Origin of the sequence: Burkholderia sp. BCC1972 (assembly GCF_905339605.1) — a bacterium.
GTDB lineage: Bacteria > Pseudomonadota > Gammaproteobacteria > Burkholderiales > Burkholderiaceae > Burkholderia.
The window spans coordinates 1-222 of sequence record NZ_CAJPGH010000115.1 but is presented as its reverse complement, the minus strand read 5'-3'; the positions used below and the strand labels follow the sequence as shown (position 1 = coordinate 222).

Annotated in this window: 1 pseudogene; it reads right to left on the bottom strand. The window is 63.1% G+C overall.

Annotation, left to right across the window (positions count from 1 at the left end):
- Positions 1 to 189, bottom strand: a pseudogene (locus U5798_RS37055) (hemagglutinin); the annotation flags it as partial.
- Between the last annotated feature and the right edge of the window lie 33 nt (positions 190 to 222).

Here is a 222-nt window from a genome sequence, read left to right as displayed (position 1 = left end):
CGTCGACAGGGAGGTCACACCGCTTTGTGCGGTGCTGATACCGACCGCGGCCGAGGTCGACAGACTCGCCACGTTACTGTTGGTGGTATTCACGCTGGTCGACAGCGATCCCACGTCGGTCGATTCCTGAGTCGACAGCGCCCCGAGGGTGTTGTTGGTCGTGTTCAGGCCAGTAGACAGGGAGCTCACGCCGCTTTGCGCTGTGCTGATACCGGCCGCGGA